Origin of the sequence: Leisingera sp. ANG-M1 (assembly GCF_000813745.1) — a bacterium.
Lineage (GTDB): Bacteria > Pseudomonadota > Alphaproteobacteria > Rhodobacterales > Rhodobacteraceae > Leisingera.
In genome coordinates this window covers 1-24,143 of sequence record NZ_JWLC01000007.1, presented here as the reverse complement: position 1 = coordinate 24,143, position 24,143 = coordinate 1, and the positions used below count along the sequence as shown (strand labels likewise).

Genomic DNA, 24,143 nt, shown 5'->3' with positions numbered 1-24,143 from the left:
CGTTCCGGACAACCGCTTAGAGGATTATAGCATGGCAGACCAGCAGGCCCGCCTCAGCTGGCGCGATGGCACCGTGCCGGTGTCGGACCAGTTCGACGATCCCTATTTCTCGATCCAGGACGGGCTGGCGGAGACGGAGCATGTGTTTCTGGCCGGCAATGATCTGCCCGCGCGGTTTGTCCCTGGCTTTCATATTGCCGAGCTGGGGTTCGGCACCGGCCTCAACATGCTGGCAGCCTGGCGCGCTTGGGAAGAGGCGGGGCAGGAAGGGCCGCTGCGTTTCCCCAGTTTCGAAGCCTTCCCGATGGCGCCCGCCGATATGGCCAAGGCGCTGGAGGCCTTTCCCGCCGTGGCCCCCTGGGCAGACCGGTTCCTGGCAAAATGGCAGGGCACCGGCGTTTGCGACCTGGGAACCCTGCAACTGGAGGTGATCCAGGGCGACGCCCGCATGTCGCTACCGGAGTGGACAGAGCAGGCGGATGCCTGGTTTCTGGACGGGTTCTCTCCGGCCAAGAACCCCGAATTGTGGGAAGAGGCGCTGATGGCTGAAGTTGCGGCGCATACCGCGCCGGGCGGCTCGGCGGCGACCTATACCGCGGCAGGCTTTGTGCGGCGCGGGCTGGAGACAGCAGGATTTGAGGTGACCCGCATCCCCGGCTACGGGCGCAAGCGGCATATGACAAAGGCAACAAAGGCATGACCCAGGCAGCGCCTGCATCCGCGCAGACCAACAACGTGACCGCCGGCATCCTGTTGATGATCGCGGCAACCATTGTGTTTGCGCTGCAGGACGGCATCTCGCGGCATCTGGCCGGCGAATACAACACCTTCATGGTGATCATGGTGCGCTACTGGTTCTTTGCGCTGTTTGTGCTGTCGCTGGCCGCCCGCGCGCCCGGCGGCATTCGCAAGACCGCGCGGACCGGGCAGCTGGGTCTGCAGATCTTCCGCGGCGTACTGCTGGCGGGTGAGATCTGCGTTGCGGTTTACGGCTTTACCCTCTTGGGGCTGGTGGACAGCCTGGCGGTTTTCATCTGCTACCCGCTGCTGGTAGCAGCGCTCAGCGGCCCGGTGCTGGGCGAGAGCGTCGGCTGGCGGCGCTGGGCGGCGATCGGGGTCGGCCTTATCGGGGTTCTGATCATCCTGCAGCCGGGGGCAGGGGTGTTCGACGTGGCCGCCATCATCCCCTTCATCTCGGCCTTGATGTTTGCGGTCTACGGCCTGGTGACCCGCTATGCCGCGCGCAAGGACAGCACCGCCACCAGCTTCTTCTGGACCGGCATTTCCGGCATGGTGTTCATGACGGCGGTCGGCATGTGGTACTGGGAGCCGATGAGCCAGGATGACTGGCTGTGGATGGGGCTGTTGTGCGTCTCGGGAGTCACCGGCCACTGGCTGCTGATCAAATGCTACGAGATGGCCGAGGCCAGCGCGGTGCAGCCGTTTGCCTATTTCCACCTGATCTGGGCGGCCATCCTGGGCGTCACTGTGTTCGGCGAGGTGATCCGTGCCAACGTAGCCATCGGCACGGCCATCATCATTGGTGCAGGCCTCTTCACCCTATGGCGCGAACGCGTGAAGGGTTGAGCCCCTCAGCTCCTGCGAAAAGGGCACCGGCAAAGGCGTTTTGCCGAGCCGGGCCCGGTAGACCGGCAGGCTTTCGGTGACCCGCATCACGTAGTTGCGGGTCTCGTTGAACGGGATGTGCTCAATCCAGTCGATGATGTCCGGATCGCCATCACGCGGGTCGCCATAGCGTTCCATCCAGGCTTTGGGACGGTGGGGCCCGGCGTTATAGCCTGCCGCCATCATCACCACATTGCCGCGGAACTCACCTGCCAGCCCGGCCAGATAGTTGGCGCCCAGCTTGGCGTTGTAGTCCCACTCTGCGGTCAGGCGGGAGGTCTTGTGGTTTGCCAGAATGCCCAGCTCGGTCGCTACCAGCTTGGCGGTGGCAGGCATCACCTGCATCAGCCCGCGGGCGCCTGCATGGCTGATCACGGCCGGGTCAAACTCGCTTTCGCGCCGCGCGATGGCCAGGGTCATCTCCTCGGCCATCGGCAGCTGCCGTTTGGCGACCGGGTGCAGCGGGTAATAGGCGCCCTCCAGCTCCAGCCCGCGCCGCGCCGCGCGTTTTGAGATCATCACCGCCAGATGCGGCTGGTCCAGCTCCACCGCCATCTGCCCCAGCTGGCGCGCCTGCACCGGCGGCAGTGTCTCAACCAGATGGGTGAAGAAGCGTTCGGCCAAGGCCAGCTCGCCGACCTTCAGCAGCTCCAGACCGGCATGGGTGACCGAGGAGGAGGCAAATTCCGCGGTGCTCCAATCCGGCAGTTCCGCCGGCTTGGTCAGCGCCGGGTCAAACGGGCGGCCCAGCTGCTCGGCGGCCAGCAGCCCGTAAAAGGCGGTCTGATACTCCGCCGCCTGGGCATAGGCCTCATAGGCCTTGTCGGCCTGGCCCATTGCCGCCTGGGCGCGGCCCAGCCAATAGCCGCCGCGGCTGACCGAGATCGGCGTCTCGACCGAGGCCAGGAACCGCTGGAAATGCACCGCGGCCAGCTCGGGATCGCGCAGTTTGCGCAGCGCGATATAGCCGGCCAGCCATTCGCAGTCGGAATAGCCATAGCCGTCCTCAGGCGAGGAGAAATGGTAGGCGGCAAGCTGATAGGCCCGCTCATAATCCTTGTCGCGCATCAGCTGCCGCGCCAGATCGCGGCGGCGGCGCAGCCACTTGCCGGGCTCGCCCAAGGCTTTGGCGCTGGTGCTGCGCTCCATCATCATTTCGATGGCGCTGTCCTGAAGCCGCTTGCGGTCGCGCCAGGCAAAGCGGTCATAGGCGAGGCCTGCTGATCCTTTCAGACGGGCAGGCACCGCTGCAATCTTGCCATCCACCCCCGGCGCGCGCTCCTGCAGCGCGATCCGCGCCTCGGCCAGCTTGCGCTCGCCCTCGGGCACCAGCGGCAGCATCCGCTTGGAGCTGACCAGGTGGTCCTCCCACAGCAGCCGGTTCAGCCGGGCCGTGTGATGCGGTTTCAGCAGCTTGGCGAAGTCCCGCATATAGTCTTTCTGAATGGCGCTGCCCATCGCCATGGTGCGCCAGGCCAGCACAATCTCCGCCTCGCCGTCGCCGCGCCGTCCTGAGGCGATCAGCGCCTTGCCCAGGCTCAGCGCGCCCTCGGCGGTTTGCGGCCGTTCCTTGGCATAGAAGGCCAGGACCGCGCTGCGGCCAGCCCCGGCGATGGCATCCTCGTTCTGGCGCCGCAAATAGGCCAGCCCGGGCCAGTCCGGCCGCCGCTCCAGGAACGCGGTCACGTCGCGGGCCGAGCCCAGCCCGGCGCGCAGCCGGTGCCATTCGATGATGTCGCGGGACACGCTCTGCCGCCGCCCGGCCTCGCGCGCGGCCTCATCCCATTTCTCGGCCCGCATCAATTCCAATGCATCGCCAAGCCCGCGCGCCTGGGCAGGCGCCGCGGCGAAGGCTGCGGTAATCAGCAGAAACAGGGCCAGGATGCGTGTCATCTCTTGCATTTTCCAGCAGTCCGGGGATAGAGGCTTGAACGTTACTCATTGGCGTGCCGGTATCAACTCAAATCCCCGGCATTCCATATCTTGACGGCGGCGGATTGCCGCTTGCACCACTAACGAAGGGAGCGTGCCCATGTTCAAAGGCTCTATGCCAGCACTCGTCACCCCGTTTTCGAACGGCGAGCTGGATCTGGATGCGCTCAAACGCTTGGTGGAATGGCAGATTGCCGAAGGCTCCACCGGCCTGGTGCCGGTCGGCACCACCGGCGAAAGCCCGACCCTGACCCATGACGAGCATGAGCTGGTCATCGCGGAAACCGTCAAGGCAGCCGCCGGCCGGGTGCCGGTGATCGCCGGTGCGGGCTCCAACAATACCGTTGAGATGATTCGTTTCGTCGAGTTTGCCGCGAAGGCCGGCGCCGACGGCGCGCTGGTTGTGACCCCCTATTACAACAAGCCGACCCAGCGCGGCATGCTGCAGCATTTTACCGCAGCCCATGACTGCGCCGAGATCCCGATCATCATCTACAACATCCCGGGCCGATCGATTGTCGACATGACCCCGGCCACCATGGGGGAGCTGGCCAAGCTGCCGCGCATTGTGGGTGTGAAGGACGCCACCGGCGATATCGCCCGTGTCAGCCAGCAGCGCGCGTCCTGCGGCGCGGATTTCATCCAGCTGTCGGGCGAAGACGCCACTGCCCTGGGCTTCAACGCCCATGGCGGCGTGGGCTGCATCTCGGTCACTGCCAACGTGGCGCCGAAGCTCTGCGCCGAGTTCCAGGCCGCCACCCTGGCAGGCGATTACGCTAAAGCGCTGGAGTATCAGGACAAGCTGATGCCGCTGCATGAGGCGATCTTCATCGAGCCGGGCCTGGCGGGTGCGAAATACGGCCTCAGCAAGCTCGGCATGTGCAGCGAAGAGGTCCGCTCGCCGCTGACCACGCTGGAAGACAGCACCAAGGCTGCCATCGATGCTGCCATGGTGCACGCAGGCCTGCTGTAAACCGCACCAGCCTATCCAATCAGCAAGGGCGGCCTCCACTGGAGCGCCGCCCTTTTTGCTTCTTTCTGGTCCGAAATACCCCCGGGGGGTCAGGGGGGCAGGCAGCCCCCCTGCTCTTTTGCGCCGCCATTGGTTCAAGCCCAATGGCGGCGGGACAGGCAGCCCCCCCTGCTCTGTTCAGCTGCGCGCTTCGCGGATCAGGCGCAGGATGTCCTGGGCGGCTTCCGGGATGTTGGTGCCCGGGCCGAAGATCGCCTTGACGCCTTTGGAATACAGGAACTCGTAGTCCTGCTGCGGAATGACGCCGCCGCAGATCACGATGATGTCGCCTGCGCCTTCGGCTTCCAGCGCCTCGACCAGCTGCGGCGCGAGGGTCTTGTGGCCTGCCGCCTGGGACGAGATGCCGATCACGTGGACGTCATTGTCGATGGCGTCCTGGGCGGCCTCGGCCGGAGTCTGGAACAGCGGGCCCACGTCAACGTCAAAGCCGATGTCGGCAAAGGCGGTTGCGATCACCTTGGCGCCGCGGTCGTGGCCGTCCTGGCCCATTTTCACCACCAGCAGACGCGGGCGGCGGCCTTCTTCCTCGGCGAAGTCCTCGATCGATTTCTGGATCGCGGCAAAGCCCTCGTCGCCCTCATAGGCTGCGCCATAGACGCCGGCCAGGGTTTTGACTTCCGCACGGTGGCGGCCGAATTCCTTTTCCATCGCCATGGAGATCTCTCCGACTGAGGCCCGCGCGCGGGCGGCTTCAACAGCTGCTTCCAGAAGGTTGCCGCTGCCGGCCTCGGCGCGGCGGGTGAGTTCATCGAGGGCGGCCTGGCAGGCGGCCTCGTCGCGGTCGGCGCGCATTTTCTCAAGCCGGGCAATCTGGGCATCGCGCACCGCGTGGTTGTCGACATCCAGGATGTCGATCGGGTCTTCCTTGTCCTTGCGGTACTTGTTGACGCCGACCACAACCTCGTCGCCGCGGTCGACCATCGCCTGGCGGCGGGCGGCCGACTCTTCGATGCGCAGCTTGGGCATGCCGGACTCAACAGCCTTGGTCATGCCGCCCATCTCCTCGACCTCTTCCATCAGCGCCCAGGCTTTTTCGATGAGGTCGTTGGTCAGGCTTTCGATGTAGTAGGAGCCGGCCAGCGGGTCAACCACGTTGGTCACACCGGTTTCCTCCTGCAGCACCAGCTGGGTGTTGCGGGCGATGCGGGCGGAGAAATCGGTGGGCAGCGCGATGGCTTCATCGAGCGCGTTGGTGTGCAGCGACTGGGTGCCGCCGAGCACAGCCGACATCGCCTCGTAGGCGGTGCGGATCACGTTGTTGTAGGGATCCTGTTCCTGCAAGGAGACGCCCGAGGTCTGGCAGTGGGTGCGCAGCATCTTGGAGCGTTCGGACTTGGCGCCGAACTCGGTCATCACCCGGTGCCACAGGGTGCGGGCTGCGCGCAGCTTGGCAATTTCCATGAAGAAGTTCATGCCGATCGCAAAGAAGAACGACAGGCGGCCAGCGAACTTGTCCACGTCCATGCCCGCGTTCAGCGCCGCGCGCACATATTCGCGCCCGTCTGCGATGGTATAGGCCAGTTCCTGCACCAGGTTCGCGCCGGCCTCCTGCATGTGGTAGCCGGAGATCGAGATCGAGTTGAATTTCGGCATCTCGTTCGAGGTGTACTCGATGATGTCGGAGATAATCCGCATCGAGGGTTCCGGCGGGTAGATATAGGTGTTGCGGACCATGAACTCCTTCAGAATGTCGTTCTGAATGGTGCCCGCGAGGACCGATTTGTCGTGGCCCTGCTCCTCGCCTGCGACGATGAAAGACGCCAGCACCGGGATCACCGCGCCGTTCATGGTCATCGAGACCGAGACCTTGTCGAGCGGGATGCCGTCGAACAGGATTTTCATGTCCTCGACAGAGTCGATGGCCACGCCGGCCTTGCCGACATCGCCGACCACACGGGGGTGGTCGCTGTCATAGCCGCGGTGGGTGGCCAGGTCGAAGGCGACCGAGACGCCCTGCTGGCCGGCGGCCAGGTTGCGGCGGTAAAACGCGTTGGATTCTTCTGCGGTGGAGAAGCCCGCGTACTGGCGGATGGTCCAGGGGCGGCCTGCGTACATGGTCGCCTTTACGCCGCGGGTGAAGGGGCCAAAGCCCGGCAGAGTGCCCATGTGGGGCAGCTCTTTGGTGTCTTCCTCGGTGTAGAGCGGCTTGACCTCAATGCCTTCCAGCGTCTGCCAGTTGAGGTCGTCAACCGCCCGTCCGCGGAGCTCTTTCTCAGCCAGAGCCCGCCATTCGTCTTTGTTTGTCATCAGGTCTTCCTCTTGTCAGGTCGTAACGGGGCGGGTTCAGGCCCGCCGCCAGTTTATCCGGGTCTTGCACCAGCAAGGCGGTGCCATCGGCGCCGCTTGCCAGCCACATCATGTCGTCGGCGTAAGTCTCACGCAGGTGTGCGGCCTGCGTGTCGTCAAAGGGGCGCCAGCGGCCTGTCCCCTGGGGCAGCCGGGCGGCAACAGAAGCCGGCAGGCTGGCGCGCAGGTCCTGCAGGCAAAGCGAGCCGTTGAGGCGCACCCGCGCATGGGTCATTGGCGCCGTCTCCACGCCGGTCAGCGCCGTCAGCTGTGCCTCGGGGCGGGTACCGAAGGTTTCAAACGGCAGCACATGCAGGCGTGCGTCCGGCAGAGCGCATGCAATGTCGGTGATCACATCCCGCCAGCTGCGCGGTGCCTGCACCAGACGGTCCAGCTGCGCAGGCGACGGCACCCGGTGGCCGCGCGCCACCGCATAGGCCAGCGCCGAGGTCCAATAGCTGTCCAGGCTGCGGATGCTGACCGCCACATCGGTGACGGTGCGGCCAAACGCCTGCGAGAACCGGGCCATCCGCTCCCCTACGCCGCTGTAAAGATCGCCCAGGCGCAGGTTCTCGCGGATTGTGCCCATCATGTTCTCGTCGCTGACCAGAAGCTGGTGCACCCCGCTGTCCCGGCAGTTGGCCAGCTGCAGCTGCAGCCGTCCGCGGGCGCGCTGCGCCAGATTGCGGCCGGTCACCCGGGCCGGCCCCGGCTGGATGCCATGGAACAGCCCATTGCGGGTGCGGAACGGCCCCCAGAAGCCAAGGCCCTGCATTTTAAGCCCTTGCGCGTTCTGGCGCATGTATTCCTGGAACGACGTGGTGGCGCAGCGGTGGGCGCCGGTATGAAGGATCACTTTCATCGTGCTTCGGGACCTCTGCTGGAGGGCCGCAGGCCGCAGCCCGGTCAAGGGGAATGGCACAATCATGGCCGGCAACCCCTCATTATCCCGTTAACGATGATATTTTTTGCCCAAGTCACGGATTTCTCAGTCGCATTTGCCGCAGCTGACCATATATTCAACGGGACAGGAGAGATCATGAGAGCAATCCTAAGCGTTGTTATGGCAGGTTTTCTGCCGCTGGCCGCCGCCGCTGCTGACGGCAGCACGCCCGAATTGATCCAGCCCGGGTATGACGTGGCATTGGAGGATTTCCAATGGGTGCAGCGCCCGGTGGTGGTGTTTGCCGACAGCCCCGAAGACCCCCGCTTCCACGAGCAGATGGAGCGGCTGATGGACGGAATCGAGGCCCTGAAGGAGCGCGATGTTGTGGTGCTGACGGACACCGATCCGGCAGCGAGGTCCGCCCTGCGCAAGAAGCTGCGTCCGCGCGGTTTCATGCTGGTGCTGGTGGGCAAGGACGGCGGTGTGAAGCTCAGGAAGCCGCATCCATGGACAGTGCGCGAGCTGTCCCGGACCATCGACAAATTTCCGGAACGGCAGCGCGAAGTCGAAGAGCGGCGCGGCGGCTGAACAGAACCGGAGGCGGCTGGCGTCAGCTGTCGCCGCGGACGTAGATCATGGCCATCGCCTGTTTGTCGAGCACCACCATGGCGTGGGACTCCGGCACAAAGACCAGATTGGACTCCGGATTCAGGATCGCCCGGTAGTAGACGCCTTTGACAACCTCGTTCATGCAATTGACCCCGGCAAGCCCGGAGTTCAGAATGCCGATCCCCTGCGGCAGATTGCGCGACATGATCGCCTCGGTCACTGCGTTCGGCGATTTGCCGGAGACGCGGAACACCACCGGCTTGCCGCCCGCCAGCATCTTCATGCCGGTTTCGACCGAACGGGCCCGGTCCAGCAACGATGTGATGCGCGGAGCCTCGGAGGTGTGAAAGACGGCTGCGGTGCAGCTGGATGAGGACTCGAAGAAGAAGGTTTCGCCGATTTCCGTCCATTCTGACAGCAGCATGCGCACTTCTTCTTCTTTGTCGAGCGTGCACCCGGTCAATAGGAAGAAGCCCGAAAGCAGGCTGATGAGTATTCGATTCATGCGGCACCTTGAGGTCGTCAGACCCGGTGAATGTCGCATAAAATCCTGAAGAAATGGTGTGCGGGGCAGGCACGCCGACGGGGGCGGGAAAACCCGCCTGCCCGTCTGCATATGTGCCTTCCCCGTAGTGCATTATTCGAATTCCATGATCACATCGTCGACCGCCAGGCTGTCGCCCGCGCCCGCGTTGATCTTGGAGACGACGCCTTTGCGCTCGGCGCGCAGGATGTTTTCCATCTTCATCGCCTCGACGGTGCAGAGCGCCTGGCCCTCCTGGACCTCCTGTCCCACTTCGACGTCGACCTTCACAATGAGGCCGGGCATCGGGCAGAGCAGCATCTTGGAGGTGTCCGGCGGCAGTTTTTCCGGCATCAGCTCGGCCAGCTCGGCCTGGCGCGGGGTGCGGACCTTAACAGTCAGATCAGCGCCGCGGGAGCGGACGCGGAAGCCCTGGGTCACCTTGCCCACCTTCAGCACCAGGGTTTCGCCGCTGACATCCAGAGTGGCCAGCTGGTCGCCCGGGGTCCAGTCGGAGGCAACCCGCAGCTCGGTGCCGTCATCAAAGCGCACGGTGGCACCTTCGCGGTCGGCATCGGTCACGACTTTGAAGGACTGGCCCTGCAGGCTGACGACCCAATCGGTGCCCACCTTGCGCTCGTGGTTGTCCATCCGGCCCGACACACGGGTGCGGCGGATTTCGGCAACCCGGTGCATGGCGGCGCAGGAGGCCGCGATCTTGCGCAGGTCGGCTTCGGGCAGTTCGACACCTTCGAAACCGTCCGGGTATTCCTCGGCGATGAAAGCGGTGGTCATGTCGCCGGAGACGAATTTCGGGTGGTCCATCACCGCCGCCACAAACGGCAGGTTGTGGCCGATGCCCTCAACCTCGAAACTGTCGAGCGCCACGCGCATCGCCTCAATCGCCTCGCCGCGGGTCGGTGCCCAGGTGCAGAGCTTGGCGATCATCGGGTCGTAGTACATGGAGATCTCGCCGCCTTCATAGACGCCGGTATCGTTGCGCACGGCGGTCTCGCCGGTCGGCGCGTCACCATGCCAAGTGCCGCCTTCCAGCATCGGGCCGGAGGCCACTTCCGCCGGCGGGCGGTAGCGGGTCAGGCGGCCGATGGACGGCAGGAAGTTGCGGTAGGGATCTTCCGCATAAAGACGGTTTTCAATCGCCCAGCCGGTGAGTTTCACATCTTCCTGGCGCAAGGGCAGCTCGCCCCCGTCAGCGACGCGGATCATCTGCTCGACCAGGTCGACGCCGGTGATCAGCTCGGTCACCGGGTGTTCCACCTGCAGGCGGGTGTTCATTTCCAGGAAGTAGAAGTTCTTGTCGCCGTCCACGATGAACTCCACGGTGCCGGCCGAGGCGTAGCCCACAGCCTTGGCCAGGGCCACTGCCTGCTCGCCCATGGCTTTGCGGGTTTCCTCGTCCAGGAAGGGCGACGGGGCTTCTTCGACGACTTTCTGGTTGCGGCGCTGGATCGAGCATTCGCGCTCGCCGAGGTAGATGCCGTTGCCATGCTTGTCGCAGAGCACCTGGATTTCGATGTGGCGCGGCTGGGTCACGAATTTCTCGATGAAGATCCGGTCATCGCCAAAGGAGTTCGCGGCCTCGTTCTTGGAGGACTGGAAGCCTTCGCGGGCTTCTTCGTCGTTCCAGGCGATCCGCATGCCCTTGCCACCGCCGCCGGCGGAAGCCTTGATCATCACCGGGTAGCCGATGTCGTTGGAGATGCGCACGGCCTCGTCCGCGTCCTCGATCAGGCCCATGTAGCCGGGGACGGTGGAGACGCCTGCCTCCTGGGCGATCTTCTTGGAGGTGATCTTGTCGCCCATGCTTTCGATGGCGCCCACCGGAGGGCCGACAAAGGCAACGCCTTCGGCTTCGAGCGCCTCGGCGAATTTCGCGTTCTCGGACAGGAAGCCATAGCCCGGGTGCACCGCCTGGGCGCCGGTTGCGCGGATCGCCTCCATCACCTTGTCGATGACGATATAGGATTGGTTGGCGGGCGGCGGGCCGATGTGAACGGCCTCATCCGCCATCTGGACATGCAGGGCCTGCTTGTCGGCGTCGGAGTAGATGGCAACGGTCTTGATGCCCATTTTCCGAGCGGTTTTGATCACGCGGCAGGCGATCTCGCCCCGGTTGGCGATCAGGATCTTATCAAACATAGGCGGTCCCTTTGTATTCTGGCCCTTGGTCCTTGGCATTCCGGAATGCAAAACGCCGCGCCCGGGACAAGCCCAGGCACGGCGCATGCGCGATGTTACGAGCGGCCCGGAGGGGCCGGCTGTTCAGATGTGCAGAGGCCGCAGCCTCAGCACTTGCGGGGGTTTTGCTCGCAGTAGACGAGGTTTGCTGCAACACCGATGGCGGCACCGGTGATCGGGTTGGCATCCAGCAGCACAGCACCTGCTGCGCCCGCGCCGCCGCCATAGATGATCCGTTCGCCAGTGGTGTCGCCGCACGCCGCAACGAGGCCGCAGAGCGAGAGCGCCGCGATGAGAGATTTTGCCCGCATGTCCAGTTTCCTTCTTCCGGGGACGTCAGTGTCCCAGCGGAATTTGCAGGCCTGGAGGATTGGGGCAACGGCTCCGTCGCGGGGCCGGAAAGTTGGGCGGAGGCTTGCCGCATTTGGGGGGGGATACGGCAAGCTTCCGCCAGTGCCTGAAGGGGATAAAAGACGGGCAGGCCGCGGATGGGGGCGCGTACCTGCCCGTTCAGGCGAAGGGGCCGGAACAGATGCTCGGCACTGCAGCGTGGCTGCGCTGCTTGACCTACGATGCACAGGCCGGCGCCCCCTGTAAGCCCCTGAAATGCAAGGCGGTTGATTTGGGCAGATTCCTGCTGAACTGAAGGGCCCATGTGCAAATTCACGCCGAAACGGCGATGGGAGCCTTGGCTGGTGGCGCCAGAGCGCACCGGTGCTGTCACATCGCCGTGACAGGCATGGCGCAGATCCGCACGGCGGGCGGCAAGCGCCTGAAACTTGCGTGAACGAACACGGTGCAGCGGAGCCGGAAATTGCCCTGCGGACAGATACTTGACCGATCGGTTCACAAAGCCGGCAATGCCGCGTGATTTCTGATCACTTTTCCAAGCTCCCGAAGTCACGGCGGCTCGCCTTGATGTCATTTCCCCCTGTTTGCGGTCCGTGAAAACGTGGCCGCACACCATTGAAGGAGGAGGGATAACCCCATGAATCAGGTGCATAAAGGGCGTTTCGCCCTGGCTGCTGCTGCACTTGCCGGCAGCGCCGGGCTGGCCCAGGCGGACACAAGTTCCGAGCTGCAGGAATTGCGCGCGCGGGTCGAGGCCCTGGAGGCAGAGAACCAGCAGGTGACCGGCGCCCCCGGCGATTTCCGGCTGGGCAACACCACCATTGATATCTACGGCTACGTCAAAGCCGATTTTTTCTACGACTTTGATTCCAACCTCGGCGACTTCGCCGTCGTCACCAACATCGGCGAGCCTGCAAATGCCACCGACGGCAACTTTGGCGCCACGGTGCGGCAGTCGCGGCTGGGCGTCCGCACCAGCACGCAAAGCGACTTTGGCGAGATCGGCTCGCAGCTGGAGTTCGATCTGTTCAATGGCGGCGCCAACGGAACGTCGGAACTGCGGCTGCGCCACGCCAATGTGACACTTGGCGACAATTGGCTGATTGGTCAGTACTGGACCAACTTCATGCCGCTGAACGAGTACCCCACAAGCGTGGAATTCAACGGACCGGTCGGCATTACCTTCGCCCGGGTGCCGCAGATCCGCTATACGAACACTTGGGGGCAAACCACGTTCAGCGCCTCGCTCGAGGAAAGCTTCAACGAAACCGCGTCGACCGATCCGGTTGTCACCGCTGCCCTGTCCCATTCCACGGACAGGTTCACGGCCAGAATTGCCGGCCTGGCCGGCACCGTTGATGTCGGCGGTCAGGAGTTCGACCAAACCGGTGTCACCCTGTCGGGCTCGGTCCGCCCCTGGGATGGCGGCCTGTTCCAGGCCACCTACGTGGACGGCGAAGCGCTGGGGCCGCTGCTGATCGGTTTCGGCGATGCTGTCGTCGGCGGCCAGGCCAATGACGTCGAGGGCTACACCCTCGAGTTCCGCCAGGACATCGGCAGAAAGTGGAATGTCGGCATCGCCTACGGCCGCGAGGATTACGACCTGCCGACCTCGACCGGCACCCTGGCCTTCACCGAACTGGAGACCGTCCACGTGAACGCCTTCTACAACGCCACTGATAATCTCACCTTCAGTGCCGAATACCTGTTCGGCGAGCGCAATGATGCAGCTTCCGGCAGCACCTTTGACGGCGACCGGGTGCAGTTTGCGGTGCAACTGAACTTCTAGAACGTGTCCCCCCGGACGCGGCAGCGGGCATCGCGGAGAAATCCGCGGTGCCTGCTGCACGTTATGCGTCCAGGGCTTCGCCATTACTCGAACGCCTCCGGGAAGGACGCGCGCGCCACAGCCTCGTCGATGACCAGCAGCGCCTCGTAGCTTTCCGGATCAAACGGATCTTCGGCCGGGATCACTTCGCGGCCGAACAGCCAGCTCAGGCGGCCGGCATCGAGGTTGCCGCGCTCGAACGGCTCGGTGCCGAACTGCTCCCACAGCGCCTGCATGAAGGTCATATCGACGCGTTTGTCGACATTCTTGCGGTCGCGGAAGCGCTCGCGCCGGGTCAGCGGCGTCACCCCTTTGGGGTTCGGGCGGCGGATGGTGAATTGGAAATCGGTGCCGGGCATACGGCCCGGGAACCCGCGGTGTTTCAGCATTTGGGTGCCTCCTGTCCGGCACCCTGCGGGCGGGAAAGGGCCGGCCGCAGGGCCGGACCCTTATGGTCGTTACTTGAGCTTGCCGGTGTAGGTCGGCTCGGTCGAGATCGGCTCGGGATCGACCACGACGAATTCTTCTTCCTGCTGAGCGCAGGCTGCAACGGCGGCCAGCAGGCCTGCCAGTGCGAAAAGCTTGATGCTCTTGGACATCTCTGTCTCCTGATTACAAATGCGAAACCTGCGGGGGTCTCGCCGCCCGCGTGCCTCAACCTCAATGTGAAGGCAGCCTTCTGGCTGCCCGCGCCAAGGATAGCGGGGTTTGCAGCGGTGTCACAGGCGAATCGCGGCAATTGGCAGCGCTGTGGCTGCAATGCCGCAAGAATCCGCCGATCTGAAGTATGCCCCGCAAGATGTTGTGGATGCATCAGAAAGCCTCCCACATGCAGCTTGCGTTTTCCAGGCGGTAGGCCTCGAAAAACTGGGTGGCAGCGGGGTCTTGCGCGCCAAAAGGCAGCACGCGGTCGGACAGCGAGATCACCACCCGGGCGGGTTCCAGCCCGTGTTCGGCCAGATACGGCAGCACCAGCGTCTTGCAGAGATGGTCCATGTCCGGTGCCGCCGCCTCATAGCTGACAGTGCCGGTTTCGCGGGCGATTTCCGGCGCCACAAATCGGAAGCGCGCCCAGGTCTGGCCCGGCGCGTCATCCAGCAGCACCTCAGACAGTGTCACCGGCTGGCCAGAGGGCACGGCGACGGGTTCACTGCCCGCGGCAGCAGAGGTGCACAGCGCAAAAGGGATTGCCGCCAGAAATCCGCAGCCCCGGCCCCCGGCGAACCAGGCTCCTCCGGCCGGGGCTGCAGGCGCAGCACAAAAAGCGCGCGCTATCTGATTTCGGCTGACGCGGATCATGAGACTGATTCGCTCCCCATGTCAATTTTTGCCGCAATTTTGTGCGGATTCTTCGCTTTCGGACCGGTTTCAGGGCACAGTCCGCCCTTGCGCTGCCGTGCATGGCGCAGCCAGCGGGCGCGGTTGCCGGGGTGTTCCAGCACGTCTGCGATCAATCCGGCGGCATTGAAAGGCACCCGGCCCATCACCTGCCCGCCGGCACGCACCCGCAGCCCCTGCCCGTGCGCCGTGATTTCCACCACTGGAGAGAAGCCCCGCAAGGACTGCAGCTTGCGCCACATATCCTGGCGGATCTGATGCGCCAGCCGCAACGGGTCAGCGGCTGGAAGCACAGTCTCCACCGCCACGTCGAACTGCGCAGGCAGACGGCGCGACAGCGTTAGAGCGCTGTCCGTGCGGGTGATATGCCAGGAGGCGCGGGTCATCAGCGGAAAGAGACCTTGCTAAGGCTAGTCTGTTTACCAATTTTGCAAGACAGCTTGTGCGGACGGTTGTCACAAGAAACAGACACAGCACCACCCGGAACATACCGTAAAGATTGGGCCTTTTTGCCCAATTGAGCAACCATTTGCTCCTTGATGTAGGCGATCGCTTCATCCATAGGAATCCCGCCTTGCGGGTAGACGACAACTGTCCCTGGTGAAATATCCGCAAAATACGTGATATTCCCGACACCGTAGTACCGGTTTCCTACAGACTGGCCGGTGAAGTAATACCTGCCAGCCGGCGCCTTCAATTTTCCATGAGCAAAGGCAATATTAAACCTGCGCTGTCCCGACGTACTCGTCCAAAAATTATGAAAAAACGGCGTGAACCCTCCGGATTTCAAGAAGCCTCCGCAGCTTTCGAACACGTCATTTTTTGCAGGGCAAAATGTGGCGCCCGTCCCGACGCCATGACCCATGCGCCCGCTGAAAACGGTCACGAGAAACACATGCTTGTTCATACCGTTCACACGGTATTCCTGCGCTTTGGCCGGTAAAATACCGGCCAAAGCCAAGAACGCACTTGCGATCAGAGAAAGCTTCATTTCCTGCCTCGTTTCTTTTACAGCGGAATGTTGTCGTGCTTTTTCCACGGGTTCTTCAGCTGCTTGCCGCGCAGGGAAGCAAAGGCGCGGGCGACGCGGCGGCGGGTGGACTGGGGCATGATCACCTCGTCGATGAAGCCGCGCTCAGCCGCCACAAAGGGGTTGGCGAAACGGTCTTCATAGTCCGCAGTGTGGGCCGCGATCTTGTCCGCATCGCCGAGGTCGGCGCGGTGGATGATCTCGGTGGCGCCCTTGGCGCCCATCACTGCGATCTCGGCCGTCGGCCAGGCATAGTTGAAATCGCCGCGCAGGTGTTTGGAGGCCATCACGTCATAGGCGCCGCCATAGGCCTTGCGGGTGATCACGGTGACCTTGGGCACGGTGGCCTCGCCATAGGCAAACAGCAGCTTGGCGCCGTGCTTGATGACGCCGCCGTATTCCTGGGAGGTGCCCGGCAGGAAGCCCGGCACGTCGACGAAGGTCAGGATCGGGATTTCAAAACAGTCGCAGAAGCGCACAAACCGCGCGGCCTTGCGCGACGAGTCGATATCGAGGCAGCCTGCCAGCACCATCGGCTGGTTGGCGACAACGCCCACGGTCTGGCCTTCGAGGCGGATGAATCCGGTGATGATGTTCTTGGCGAAGTCTTCCTGGATCTCGTAGAAATCGCCCTCATCCGCAACCTTGGTGATCAGCTCCTTCATGTCGTAGGGGCTGTTGGGGTTTTCCGGGATCAGGGTGTCGAGGCTGGATTCGATGCGGCCGGGTTCGTCGAAGAACGGGCGCACCGGGGGCTTTTCACGGTTGTTTGCAGGCAGGAAGTCGACCAGGCGGCGGACCTCAGCCAGCGCCTCTACGTCGTTTTCAAAGGCGCCGTCCGCGACCGAGGACTTTTTGGTGTGGGTGGAGGCACCGCCCAGCTCCTCAGCGGTCACGACCTCGTTGGTCACGGTTTTCACCACGTCCGGGCCGGTCACGAACATGTAGGAGGTGTCTTTGACCATGAAGATGAAGTCGGTCATCGCAGGCGAATACACCGCGCCGCCGGCGCAGGGGCCCATGATGACAGAGATCTGCGGGATCACGCCGGAGGCCATGATGTTGCGCTGGAAGATTTCGGCGTAGCCTGCGAGCGCGTCAACGCCTTCCTGGATGCGGGCACCGCCGGAATCGTTGATGCCGATAACGGGCGCGCCATTCTGCATCGCCATGTCCATGATCTTGCAGATTTTCTGGGCGTGGGTGGCAGAGACCGAGCCCCCCAGAACGGTGAAGTCCTGAGAGAAGACATAGACCTGGCGGCCGTTGATGGTGCCCCAGCCGGTGACCACGCCGTCGCCTGCCGGTTTGTTGTTCTCCATGCCGAAATCGGTGCAGCGATGGGCGATGAACATGTCGAATTCTTCAAAGCTGCCTTCGTCCAGCAAGAGTTCGATCCGTTCGCGGGCTGTCAGCTTGCCGCGCCCATGCTGTGCGTCGATGCGGCGCTGGCCGCCGCCCAGCCGCGCGTCCTGGCGGCGGTCTTCCAGCTCGGAAAGGATGTCTTTCATGGCACATGTCCCCTGTAGATTTCAGCGCGAACATATATTGCGCCGCAGCGAAGCCAAAGGACATTTTCGCAAATTTGCAAATCGTTTGCATATGGTGTTAGCAAAGTTGAAAATCAGCAAATTCCGCCGACTGCAACCGGCGGCCCGCAGCGCACATAAGAGTCTCCCGGATTGCGCGATAGACAACGGCAGCGGGCTGCTCTAAGGCAGATGGTATGTCCACATATAATGCCCGCATTTCCGGCCAGCGGACGCCTCCGCGCATTTTCACCCTGATCCTGCTAGCAGGCCTGTCGGCGCTTGGCATGAACCTGCATCTGCCGTCGCTTGCGGGGATGGCGGAGTATTATGCGGTTGAATACCGGGTGATGCAGTTGTCGGTGGCGCTGTATCTGGCGGGCAATGCTGTAGTGCAGATCTTTGTTGGGCCGATTTCCGACCAGATGGGGCGGCGTCCGGTAATCCTGGCCAGCATTGTGCTGTTCCTGCTGGCGACGCTAGGCTGCATCTATGCCCCCACGGCCGAGGCCTTCCTGATGTTCCGGGTGGCGCAGACCGTGGTGGCCGCCACCATGGTGCTGAGCCGTGCTGCGGTGCGGGACATGTATGACACCGACCAGGCGGCCAGCATGATCGGCTATGTCACCATGGGCATGGCGGTGGTGCCGATGATCGGCCCGGCCATCGGCGGCTTTCTGGATCAGTGGATGGGCTGGAAGACCAATTTCTGGCTGCTGTTCCTGGTGGGCGCCGCAACGCTGGCCATCACCTTCACCGATTTCGGCGAGACCGCCCGCAAGAGCGGCAAGACGCTGACCGCGCAATTCAAGGAATACCCGGAGCTGCTGCGCTCGCCGCGGTTCTGGGGCTATTCACTGGCCTCCGGCCTCGCCTCGGGCTCTTTCTTTGCCTACCTGGGCGGCGCGCCGTTTGTCGGCACCGAGGTGTACGGCCTCAGCACGGCGGAACTTGGCGTCTATTTCTCGGCGCCTGCAATCGGCTACTTTGCCGGGAACTTCGTCTCCGGCCGGTATTCCACCCGCATCGGCATCAACCGGATGGTGCTTTGGGGCTGCGTGATCAATGGCGGCGGGGTGCTGGTGTCGCTGCTGATCGCGGCGTCCGGCGCGGATACGGTGTGGACGTTCTTCGGCCTCATGTGCTTTGTCGGGATCGGCAACGGCATGGCTATCCCCAACGCAACTGCTGGCGCCATCTCGGTGCGGCCGCACCTGGCGGGCACCGCATCGGGCCTTAGCGGCGCGATCATGATCGGCGCGGGCGCCGCGCTCAGCGCCTTTGCCGGCATGCTGCTGGTGCCGGGTTCCACCGCGGTGCCACTTTTGACGATCATGCTTGCCACTGGCGTCTGCGGGCTGATTTCAATTCTGCTGGTGGTCTGGCGGGAGCGGCGCATCGGCGTCTGAGGCTCAGCCAGCCCCTCCAAAGAGCTTGTCGAGCCAGGCCACCGCGGCCCGGATCCGCTCCAACCCGCGCAGATCGCGGCGCACCATCAGCCACAGTTCGCGCTGCGGCGCAGGCACCGGGCACTGCAGCTCCTGCAGCCTGGCATCATTGGCGCCGATGATCCGGGGCAGCAGGGTTTTGCCCTGCCCGGCCAGCGCCGCAAGGTACACTGCCTCGGCATCATTGAACCTGACCGGATGCAGGGCTTGGCCGGGCATAGCAGCGGCTTGGGCAATGGCCTCGGCATGGGGCAGGAAGCCCATCCGCGCCTCGTAGCCCAGCCACGGCAGGTCCGGCACGGCGCCGCAGGCGCCAAAGGCAGCATAGGGCAAAACCGCCAGCTTGCGCGCCAGAACCCCCTGCCCGGCGCCGGGCGGGCGCGCAAGGCGCAACGCAATGTCCGCCTCGCCCTCGGGCAGGCTCAGGTCGCGCGGCTCGCTGACCAGCTCCACCCGCAGGCCCGGCGCGGCGGCCAGCAGCTCCGGCAACCGGGGCAGCAGCAGATGGTTAGCGATCAGCGGCACCGCGGTCAGCCGGACGCTGCCGACAAATTGCGCCTCCTGCGCCTCCCCCAGCGCGCGCAGAGCCTGCGCCGCATCCGCCATCTTCTCGGCGTGGCGTGCAGCCTCCTGCCCCGCCGCAGTGAGGCGCAGGGCGCCGTTGCCCGCACGTTCGGTCAGGGGCAGGCCTACTGCCTCTTCCAGCGCCGCAAGCCGCCGGGCCACGGTGCTTTTGTCGGCCCGCAGCAGCCGGGCTGCCGCGGTCAGGCTGCCCGCCTGCGACAAGCCCAGAAGAAAGCGTGCATCATCCCAGTTCATATCCGCATTTGTGCAACTTAATCGCGCAAATTTCCAGCCTGCCGCGCAGTTTTGCAACTTGGCATCCTGTTGCGGCACATGAAGGAACAAACAATGATTTACTGCGTGATGTTTGAAGATGCCGCTGGAAAAGAAGACTTGCGCCAGCAGCATATGGCCGCCCACCTGGAGTTTCTAGGCGCCTGCGGCCTGCAGGTTCTGGGTGCCGGACCGCTGTTGGAAACAGGAACCGGCAGCGGCGGAATGTGGATGGTGGAGGCAGAAAGCCAGGAGGAGGTGCAGGAGATGGTGCAGGAAGACCCCTTCTGGCCCACCGGGCTGCGGAAGTCGGTGCCGATCCTGGAGTGGCGGCAGGTGTTTCGCGAGGGTGCGCGGGTCTGACCGCTTGCCTTGCCATCTTTGCAAAGTTAGCTTGCGCAGAAAGTAAACTTGCAAAGGCACGCCCTATGGCCACCCAGAAACTTTACGCCGGCGCCAAGCTGCGCGAAATGCGCGTGCGGCTGGATCTGACCCAGAAGGATTTTGCCGCCAAGCTGGGCGTGTCGCTGCCCTATCTGAACCAGATGGAGAACAACAACCGGCCGGTCTCGACCACGGTGGTGCTGGCGCTGGCGCAGGAGTTCGGCATGGACGTGACCGAGCTGAGCGCCGGCGACAGCGAGCGGCTGGTCAGCGACATGCGCGAAGCAATGGCGGACCCGGTGTTTGCCGATGACGCGCCGCCGCTGGCCGACCTGCGGCTGACCGCGTCAAATGCCCCTGCCCTGGCACGGGCATTCCTTTCGCTGCACCGGGCCTACAGACAGACCCACGAGCGGCTGGCCTCGCTGGACGAGGCGCTGGGGCGCGAGGATGCCCGCATCCAGGCCTCGCCCTGGGAGGAAGTGCGGGACTTCTTCCACTATTGCGACAACTACATTGACGCGGTGGACCATGCGGCCGAGCGGTTTTCGGCCACGGGGGACATCCGCGCAGCGGCGGTGGCCGAGCTGGAGCGCGGCGGCATCACCGTGCGCCAGACTGAGATGGAAGGGCTGCGCCGCTACGACCCCGAGGCCAAGGTGCTGTATCTGTCGAACCGGTCGGCGCCGCAGACGCAGCTGTTCCAGATGCTGCTGCAGGTGGCCTTGCTCAGGCAGAACACTTTGCTGGAAGCGACCCTGGACTTTGCAAAATTTCAGAGCGAGGAGGCCCGTGCCATCGCCAAGATCGGCCTGGCCAACTATTTCGCCGGCGCGGCCCTGATGCCGTATGGGCGGTTCCTGGAAGCGGCGCAGACTTGCCGCCACGATCTGGAGCTGCTGGCGATCCGCTTTGGCGCTTCGATCGAGCAGATTGCCCATCGCCTCTCGACCCTGCAGAGGCCCGGCGCCAAGGGGCTGCCGTTCTTCTTTGTGCGGGTGGACCAGGCGGGCACAATCACCAAGCGGCACTCTGCCACAAGACTGCAGTTTGCGCGCTTTGGAGGCGCCTGCCCCTTGTGGAATGTGCACCGGGCGTTTGAGACCCCAGGCCGGTTCCTGCGCCAGCTGGCGGAAACGCCGGACGGGGTACGCTATATTTCACTGGCGCGGGATGTGTCGAAACCGGGCGGCTCATACGGCGCGCCGGTGCGGCGGTATGCAATTGCCCTGGGCTGCGAGGTGCGCCACGCGGATGCGCTGGTCTATGCAGACAATCTGGATGTCAGCAACGACAGTGCCTATGAGCCGATTGGCATCTCCTGCCGCATCTGCGAGCGCAAGGACTGCCACCAGCGCTCAGTCCCGCCGCTGGAACGGCGGCTGACCATCAACCCCGGCCAGCGCGGCGTGCTGCCCTATGAGGTGAGCTGAGGCGTCACTTGCAGAGCAAAATTCATAACAAGAAAATTGCCAAAGGTTTTCGAAAAGCCTTGCCCCGGCAAACGAAGCGGGCCGGAGCAAGGCAAGTCCGGATGCGAACCAAGTGCCTATGGTTCCTCCCAGAGGCAGGTTCCAGTCTTATAGTCATACCGGTCGTGCGGATGCGCATAGTAGATTGGGACATACGGCGTTTGAAGCTCAGGCTGAGTGTCCTGCGCATCCAAAACTTCGAACACAGCAACCATGCTTGAATAGTCAAAAAATACAAAAACATTTTCAGCATAAGGGTTAGCGCACTCGATTATGTGACTGCCGAATTTCTCATGCTCCAGATGAAACAGGCAGTAACTTTCTGCCTCATGCATCAAATAGGTCTTGTCAGGAATAGTACCGGGATCCGGGATCACATTATTCCAATCGCCAAGCCGGTACTTCTTGTACAGAAGCGCCAGCCAGCCGAAATGCAAGTTCGGGCTTTGCCCCTCTACCAGCCTTTCCAAAACGTCGTTGGTCGCTTGAGGGATCAGGTGCTCTGCCCAGTCGGTGTCACAAACCGTCCGCATGGCTAAATTGCTATCTGGCAATCAATGGCAGTCTCCGGCCTTACCCGCGCAGCTTGCTGAGAAACGCCGAAACCAGGGAGGTCTTCCCAGGCTGTTCGACCTCAGGATGGCTGACCTCCTCCGCGGTCAGCACCCGGCGGACGGCTGCCAGAATTTCTGCGTCGCTGGCCTCCGCAGCGATGCCCTGAATGTCCTCACCGAAAGCGGTCTGGCAGGTCTGTTCCATCTGGCATCTCCTCAACTCGAAACTCATGCGGCGGCCCGTGTAAAGGCGCATCCATTTGCTGTACCCAGACTATACTAAAGCGCGCGGGATTGCCCCATTTTCGCTCAAATTTGAAGAAATTGGTTAATGATGCGCCTCTACGCAGGAACAGTCCGCCTGCAGAGATGCATTGTTTCCTGCGGCAGTCCAATACAGGTGCACAGCGCCAAAATCCGGCCAGGTTTCCGCCGGGAATCCTCTTTCAATTTTCAACAAAGTGATTCCCCGAAACGGCCTCTGCCCCGCCTGCCCCCCAGAAAAGAGGGCGCCCTGGGCGCCCTCCTGTCTGCATCTATTTCCGCGGCCTCATGCCCTGGACAGAATGCCCCAGATTTCATCCTTCAGTGCTGCACGCTGCTTGCGCAGGCCGGTTTCGGCCTCGGCACTCACCGGTTCCACATTGGTTTCAGCCCGGTGCACGGCGCGGTTCACCTCGTGGTATTCATCCGCCAGCTTGGCAAAATGGGCGTCCGATTGCTTCAGATTGCTCATCAGCGCGGCTTTGTCCGGGAATTCCTCGGCCAGTTCATGGGGGGTGTTGGACACCTGTCCGCTCCTTCTCATTAGGGTCGTGAACAGGTTATGTGCCGGGCCGCGCCGCCACTTTGACGCGGATCAAAAGATGCCGCGGACGTGCTGATTTTCAGGAGAAAAAGTAAGCCGCCCGCACGAAAGGGGAGGTGGCGGGCGGCTTGCTGGTGCGCGGCAGGTCAGCGCTGCGCTTCGCGCCAGTTCGGGTTGAACCAGGGTTCGGCGTTCGAGGACGGCAGGCGGCGGCCCAGGATATGGTCCGAGGCCTTCTCGCCGGTCATGATCGAGGGGCCGTTGAGGTTGCCGTTGGTGATGCGCGGGAAGATCGAGCTGTCGGCGACACGCAGGCCGTCGACACCGATGACGCGGCATTCAGGGTCGACGACGGCCATGGGATCATCCGCCGCGCCCATCTTGCAGGTGCCGCAGGGGTGATAGGCGCTTTCCACATGCTCGCGCAAGAAGCCGTCGATCTCGTCGTCGGTCTGCAGATCGGTGCCGGGCTGGATCTCATGCTTGAGGAACGGCTTCATCGCATCCTGGGCAAAGATCTCGCGCGTCAGGCGCACGCACTTGCGGAAGTCGATCCAGTCCTGCTCGGTCGACATGTAGTTGAACAGGATCCTGGGCGCGTCCTTGGGGTCGCTCGACGCCAGTGTGACCTCGCCGCGGGACGGTGAGCGCATCGGGCCGACATGGGCCTGGAAGCCATGGCCTTCGGCTGCGGCCTGGCCGTCGTAGCGGACGGCGATGGGCAGGAAGTGGTACTGGATGTCCGGGTAATCCACCCCCTTGTCGGAGCGGATGAAGGCGGCGCTTTCAAACTGGTTCGAGGCGCCGAGGCCGGTCTTGGTGAACAGCCACTGAGCGCCGACCAGGCCCTTGCCGACCAGGTTCCAGTATTTGAACAGGGTGATCGGCAGTTTGCAGGCGAACTGGAAGTAGAACTCGAGGTGGTCCTGCAGGTTCTGGCCGACGCCGGGACGGTCAACAACCACGTCGATACCGTGTTCGGCCAGGTGCTTTGCCGGGCCGATGCCGGACAGCATCAGCATCTTGGGCGAGTTCAGCGAGGAAGCCGCCAGGATCACCTCGGCATTTGCACGGATCACCTCGGTCTTGCCGCCGCGTTCGATCTCGACACCCACCGCGCGGCCATCCTCGATCACCACCTTGCGGGCAAAGGCGCGGATCATGTCGCAGTTCTCACGCTTCAGCGCCGGGCGCAGATAGGCGTTGGCGGCGGACCAGCGGCGGCCATTGTGGACCGTCATCTCCATCGGGCCGAAGCCCTCCTGCTGCTCGCCGTTGTAGTCCTGGGTGACCGGGTAGCCGGCCTGCGCGCCCGCCTTGACGAAGGCGTCATGCAGCGGGTTGTCGCGGGGGCCGCGGGTCACATGCAGCGGGCCGTCCTTGCCGCGCCAATCCGGATCGCCGCCGTGGCCGCGGTCGTTCCAGGTTTCCATGCGTTTGAAATACGGGAGCACATCGGCATAGGACCAG

The 24,143-nt window shown here is 63.6% G+C and carries 26 protein-coding genes; 9 read left to right on the top strand and 17 right to left on the bottom strand.

From position 1 onward, the window contains the following. Window positions 1-31: 31 nt before the first annotated feature. Complete coding sequence (mnmD, locus tag RA19_RS05530) at window positions 32-700, top strand: tRNA (5-methylaminomethyl-2-thiouridine)(34)-methyltransferase MnmD (RefSeq protein WP_039160400.1); 669 nt, start codon at window positions 32-34, stop codon at window positions 698-700. Next, on the top strand, window positions 697-1,587 hold the full coding sequence (locus tag RA19_RS05525; protein WP_039160398.1) for a DMT family transporter: 891 nt from the start codon (window positions 697-699) through the stop codon (window positions 1,585-1,587). The genes mnmD and RA19_RS05525 overlap by 4 nt, the downstream gene beginning before the upstream one ends. Here the strand turns inward: RA19_RS05525 and RA19_RS05520 are convergent. Further along, window positions 1,561-3,519 carry a lytic transglycosylase domain-containing protein gene (locus tag RA19_RS05520; protein ID WP_039160396.1) on the bottom strand — a complete coding sequence of 653 codons (1,959 nt, stop codon included), beginning with the start codon at window positions 3,517-3,519 and terminating at the stop codon, window positions 1,561-1,563. The two genes, RA19_RS05525 and RA19_RS05520, sit on opposite strands and share 27 nt — an antisense overlap. Before the next feature lie 139 nt (window positions 3,520-3,658). Here RA19_RS05520 and dapA point away from each other — a divergent pair, with 139 nt between their 5' ends. Then, window positions 3,659-4,531 carry a 4-hydroxy-tetrahydrodipicolinate synthase gene (gene dapA, locus RA19_RS05515; protein ID WP_039160394.1) on the top strand — a complete coding sequence of 291 codons (873 nt, stop codon included), beginning with the start codon at window positions 3,659-3,661 and terminating at the stop codon, window positions 4,529-4,531. A 177-nt stretch (window positions 4,532-4,708) separates the two neighbouring features. Here dapA and scpA read toward each other — a convergent pair whose 3' ends face one another. Both scpA and RA19_RS05505 read right to left on the bottom strand, forming a co-directional pair. Beyond that, window positions 4,709-6,838 carry a methylmalonyl-CoA mutase gene (gene scpA, locus RA19_RS05510; protein ID WP_039160391.1) on the bottom strand — a complete coding sequence of 710 codons (2,130 nt, stop codon included), beginning with the start codon at window positions 6,836-6,838 and terminating at the stop codon, window positions 4,709-4,711. Further along, the gene (locus RA19_RS05505; protein WP_039160389.1) at window positions 6,804-7,739 is read right to left on the bottom strand and encodes a hypothetical protein; all 936 of its coding nucleotides are present in this window, start codon (window positions 7,737-7,739) and stop codon (window positions 6,804-6,806) included. Before RA19_RS05505 ends, scpA begins: the two co-directional genes overlap by 35 nt. A 177-nt stretch (window positions 7,740-7,916) precedes the next feature. On the opposite strand from RA19_RS05505, the gene RA19_RS05500 reads away from it, so the two are divergent. Next, window positions 7,917-8,351, top strand: coding sequence for a DUF4174 domain-containing protein (locus tag RA19_RS05500; protein ID WP_039160386.1), 435 nt, complete (start codon window positions 7,917-7,919; stop codon window positions 8,349-8,351). A gap of 22 nt (window positions 8,352-8,373) precedes the next feature. Here RA19_RS05500 and RA19_RS05495 read toward each other — a convergent pair whose 3' ends face one another. The 3 genes from RA19_RS05495 to RA19_RS05485 form a co-directional block, all read right to left on the bottom strand. Beyond that, entirely contained in the window at window positions 8,374-8,877 is a 504-nt protein-coding gene (locus tag RA19_RS05495) for a hypothetical protein (RefSeq protein WP_039160383.1), read from the bottom strand. Window positions 8,878-9,009: 132 nt separating this feature from the next. After that, window positions 9,010-11,055 (bottom strand): acetyl-CoA carboxylase biotin carboxylase subunit, encoded by a 2,046-nt coding sequence (locus tag RA19_RS05490; protein ID WP_039160382.1) that lies wholly within the window; start codon window positions 11,053-11,055, stop codon window positions 9,010-9,012. Window positions 11,056-11,201: 146 nt separating this feature from the next. Then, the gene (locus tag RA19_RS05485) at window positions 11,202-11,405 is read right to left on the bottom strand and encodes a hypothetical protein (RefSeq protein WP_039160380.1); all 204 of its coding nucleotides are present in this window, start codon (window positions 11,403-11,405) and stop codon (window positions 11,202-11,204) included. A 677-nt stretch (window positions 11,406-12,082) separates the two neighbouring features. Here RA19_RS05485 and RA19_RS05475 point away from each other — a divergent pair. Beyond that, window positions 12,083-13,234: a DcaP family trimeric outer membrane transporter gene (locus RA19_RS05475; RefSeq protein ID WP_039160374.1), complete on the top strand. Its 1,152-nt coding sequence runs from the start codon at window positions 12,083-12,085 to the stop codon at window positions 13,232-13,234. An 83-nt stretch (window positions 13,235-13,317) separates the two neighbouring features. Here the strand turns inward: RA19_RS05475 and RA19_RS05470 are convergent, their stop codons facing one another. The 6 genes from RA19_RS05470 to RA19_RS05450 all read right to left on the bottom strand — a co-directional run bounded on the left by RA19_RS05470 (window position 13,318) and on the right by RA19_RS05450 (window position 17,152). Further along, a complete protein-coding gene (locus RA19_RS05470) occupies window positions 13,318-13,662 on the bottom strand; it encodes a hypothetical protein (RefSeq protein ID WP_039160373.1) in 345 nt (114 codons plus the stop codon). A 69-nt stretch (window positions 13,663-13,731) separates the two neighbouring features. Beyond that, window positions 13,732-13,872: a hypothetical protein gene (locus RA19_RS26915; protein WP_193748230.1), complete on the bottom strand. Its 141-nt coding sequence runs from the start codon at window positions 13,870-13,872 to the stop codon at window positions 13,732-13,734. A 214-nt stretch (window positions 13,873-14,086) separates the two neighbouring features. Next, entirely contained in the window at window positions 14,087-14,449 is a 363-nt protein-coding gene (locus tag RA19_RS05465) for a DUF6497 family protein (protein ID WP_342586054.1), read from the bottom strand. 119 nt (window positions 14,450-14,568) lie between these two features. Further along, entirely contained in the window at window positions 14,569-14,997 is a 429-nt protein-coding gene (locus RA19_RS05460) for a hypothetical protein (RefSeq protein ID WP_039160368.1), read from the bottom strand. After that, the gene (locus RA19_RS05455; protein WP_039160367.1) at window positions 14,997-15,602 is read right to left on the bottom strand and encodes a hypothetical protein; all 606 of its coding nucleotides are present in this window, start codon (window positions 15,600-15,602) and stop codon (window positions 14,997-14,999) included. The genes RA19_RS05460 and RA19_RS05455 overlap by 1 nt, the downstream gene beginning before the upstream one ends. A 17-nt stretch (window positions 15,603-15,619) precedes the next feature. Then, window positions 15,620-17,152 (bottom strand): acyl-CoA carboxylase subunit beta, encoded by a 1,533-nt coding sequence (locus tag RA19_RS05450; RefSeq protein WP_039160365.1) that lies wholly within the window; start codon window positions 17,150-17,152, stop codon window positions 15,620-15,622. On the opposite strand from RA19_RS05450, the gene RA19_RS27180 reads away from it, so the two are divergent. Beyond that, window positions 17,151-17,357 carry a hypothetical protein gene (locus RA19_RS27180; protein ID WP_206540259.1) on the top strand — a complete coding sequence of 69 codons (207 nt, stop codon included), beginning with the start codon at window positions 17,151-17,153 and terminating at the stop codon, window positions 17,355-17,357. The genes RA19_RS05450 and RA19_RS27180 overlap by 2 nt on opposite strands. A 10-nt stretch (window positions 17,358-17,367) precedes the next feature. Beyond that, window positions 17,368-18,579: a multidrug effflux MFS transporter gene (locus RA19_RS05445; RefSeq protein ID WP_039160363.1), complete on the top strand. Its 1,212-nt coding sequence runs from the start codon at window positions 17,368-17,370 to the stop codon at window positions 18,577-18,579. Window positions 18,580-18,582: 3 nt separating this feature from the next. Here RA19_RS05445 and RA19_RS05440 read toward each other — a convergent pair whose 3' ends face one another. After that, on the bottom strand, window positions 18,583-19,437 hold the full coding sequence (locus RA19_RS05440; protein ID WP_039160360.1) for a LysR family transcriptional regulator: 855 nt from the start codon (window positions 19,435-19,437) through the stop codon (window positions 18,583-18,585). Between the two features lie 78 nt (window positions 19,438-19,515). Here RA19_RS05440 and RA19_RS05435 point away from each other — a divergent pair, with 78 nt between their 5' ends. Next, the gene (locus RA19_RS05435; protein WP_206540258.1) at window positions 19,516-19,818 is read left to right on the top strand and encodes a YciI family protein; all 303 of its coding nucleotides are present in this window, start codon (window positions 19,516-19,518) and stop codon (window positions 19,816-19,818) included. Between the two features lie 65 nt (window positions 19,819-19,883). Then, window positions 19,884-21,272, top strand: coding sequence for a helix-turn-helix domain-containing protein (locus RA19_RS05430; RefSeq protein WP_039160356.1), 1,389 nt, complete (start codon window positions 19,884-19,886; stop codon window positions 21,270-21,272). 116 nt (window positions 21,273-21,388) lie between these two features. Here the strand turns inward: RA19_RS05430 and RA19_RS05425 are convergent, their stop codons facing one another. The 4 genes from RA19_RS05425 to RA19_RS05410 form a co-directional block, all read right to left on the bottom strand. After that, complete coding sequence (locus tag RA19_RS05425; protein ID WP_152615687.1) at window positions 21,389-21,865, bottom strand: hypothetical protein; 477 nt, start codon at window positions 21,863-21,865, stop codon at window positions 21,389-21,391. A 19-nt stretch (window positions 21,866-21,884) separates the two neighbouring features. Then, a complete protein-coding gene (locus RA19_RS05420) occupies window positions 21,885-22,070 on the bottom strand; it encodes a hypothetical protein (protein WP_039160350.1) in 186 nt (61 codons plus the stop codon). Between the two features lie 345 nt (window positions 22,071-22,415). Continuing rightward, window positions 22,416-22,655, bottom strand: coding sequence for a YdcH family protein (locus tag RA19_RS05415; protein ID WP_039160349.1), 240 nt, complete (start codon window positions 22,653-22,655; stop codon window positions 22,416-22,418). Between the two features lie 164 nt (window positions 22,656-22,819). Next, window positions 22,820-24,143, bottom strand: a 1,324-nt coding sequence (locus tag RA19_RS05410; protein ID WP_039160347.1) for a choline dehydrogenase, incomplete at its 5' end; no start/stop codon positions are given.

What these genes read in the sequence shown, in the direction of transcription:
- RA19_RS05460 (WP_039160368.1), bottom strand. Translation starts at nt 14,997, where the DNA reads ATGACCCGCGCCTCCTGGCATATCACCCGCACGGACAGCGCTCTAACG.
- RA19_RS05485 (WP_039160380.1), bottom strand. Translation starts at nt 11,405, where the DNA reads ATGCGGGCAAAATCTCTCATCGCGGCGCTCTCGCTCTGCGGCCTCGTT.
- RA19_RS05445 (WP_039160363.1), top strand. Translation starts at nt 17,368, where the DNA reads ATGTCCACATATAATGCCCGCATTTCCGGCCAGCGGACGCCTCCGCGC.
- RA19_RS05430 (WP_039160356.1), top strand. Translation starts at nt 19,884, where the DNA reads ATGGCCACCCAGAAACTTTACGCCGGCGCCAAGCTGCGCGAAATGCGC.
- RA19_RS05420 (WP_039160350.1), bottom strand. Translation starts at nt 22,070, where the DNA reads ATGGAACAGACCTGCCAGACCGCTTTCGGTGAGGACATTCAGGGCATC.
- RA19_RS27180 (WP_206540259.1), top strand. Translation starts at nt 17,151, where the DNA reads ATGGCACATGTCCCCTGTAGATTTCAGCGCGAACATATATTGCGCCGC.
- RA19_RS05500 (WP_039160386.1), top strand. Translation starts at nt 7,917, where the DNA reads ATGAGAGCAATCCTAAGCGTTGTTATGGCAGGTTTTCTGCCGCTGGCC.
- scpA (WP_039160391.1), bottom strand. Translation starts at nt 6,838, where the DNA reads ATGACAAACAAAGACGAATGGCGGGCTCTGGCTGAGAAAGAGCTCCGC.
- RA19_RS05475 (WP_039160374.1), top strand. Translation starts at nt 12,083, where the DNA reads ATGAATCAGGTGCATAAAGGGCGTTTCGCCCTGGCTGCTGCTGCACTT.
- dapA (WP_039160394.1), top strand. Translation starts at nt 3,659, where the DNA reads ATGTTCAAAGGCTCTATGCCAGCACTCGTCACCCCGTTTTCGAACGGC.
- RA19_RS26915 (WP_193748230.1), bottom strand. Translation starts at nt 13,872, where the DNA reads ATGTCCAAGAGCATCAAGCTTTTCGCACTGGCAGGCCTGCTGGCCGCC.
- RA19_RS05495 (WP_039160383.1), bottom strand. Translation starts at nt 8,877, where the DNA reads ATGAATCGAATACTCATCAGCCTGCTTTCGGGCTTCTTCCTATTGACC.
- mnmD (WP_039160400.1), top strand. Translation starts at nt 32, where the DNA reads ATGGCAGACCAGCAGGCCCGCCTCAGCTGGCGCGATGGCACCGTGCCG.
- RA19_RS05520 (WP_039160396.1), bottom strand. Translation starts at nt 3,519, where the DNA reads ATGACACGCATCCTGGCCCTGTTTCTGCTGATTACCGCAGCCTTCGCC.
- RA19_RS05450 (WP_039160365.1), bottom strand. Translation starts at nt 17,152, where the DNA reads ATGAAAGACATCCTTTCCGAGCTGGAAGACCGCCGCCAGGACGCGCGG.
- RA19_RS05490 (WP_039160382.1), bottom strand. Translation starts at nt 11,055, where the DNA reads ATGTTTGATAAGATCCTGATCGCCAACCGGGGCGAGATCGCCTGCCGC.
- RA19_RS05505 (WP_039160389.1), bottom strand. Translation starts at nt 7,739, where the DNA reads ATGAAAGTGATCCTTCATACCGGCGCCCACCGCTGCGCCACCACGTCG.
- RA19_RS05455 (WP_039160367.1), bottom strand. Translation starts at nt 15,602, where the DNA reads ATGAAGCTTTCTCTGATCGCAAGTGCGTTCTTGGCTTTGGCCGGTATT.
- RA19_RS05435 (WP_206540258.1), top strand. Translation starts at nt 19,516, where the DNA reads ATGAAGGAACAAACAATGATTTACTGCGTGATGTTTGAAGATGCCGCT.
- RA19_RS05525 (WP_039160398.1), top strand. Translation starts at nt 697, where the DNA reads ATGACCCAGGCAGCGCCTGCATCCGCGCAGACCAACAACGTGACCGCC.
- RA19_RS05470 (WP_039160373.1), bottom strand. Translation starts at nt 13,662, where the DNA reads ATGCTGAAACACCGCGGGTTCCCGGGCCGTATGCCCGGCACCGATTTC.
- RA19_RS05440 (WP_039160360.1), bottom strand. Translation starts at nt 19,437, where the DNA reads ATGAACTGGGATGATGCACGCTTTCTTCTGGGCTTGTCGCAGGCGGGC.